1 pseudogene is annotated in these 245 nt (G+C 73.9%); it reads right to left on the bottom strand.

Annotation, left to right across the window (positions count from 1 at the left end):
- Positions 1–227, bottom strand: a pseudogene (locus Q5762_RS39340) (helix-turn-helix domain-containing protein); the annotation flags it as partial.
- Between the last annotated feature and the right edge of the window lie 18 nt (positions 228–245).

Genomic DNA, 245 nt, shown 5'->3' with positions numbered 1-245 from the left:
CCTGCGCCCTGCGGCGTCGACCGGGGCAACAGCAACAGTGTGGCGGCCGTGCCCAGCACCGCGACAGCCACCACATCCCAACCGAGCCTGCGGGCGCGCGATGATCGCGTGGGCGACGCGCTGGCCGGCCGTGGCGGCGCGCACAGCTGGTAGCCGCGACCACGAACCGAGCGGATGTAGCGCGGACGCCGACTGTCATCGCCGAGGGCCTGGCGCAGCAGCTTCACCCGCTGGCTGACCGCAGC

This window comes from Streptomyces sp. P9(2023) (assembly GCF_032436795.1).
Lineage (GTDB): Bacteria > Actinomycetota > Actinomycetes > Streptomycetales > Streptomycetaceae > Streptomyces.
This window is presented reverse-complemented; position numbering and strand designations above follow the sequence as displayed.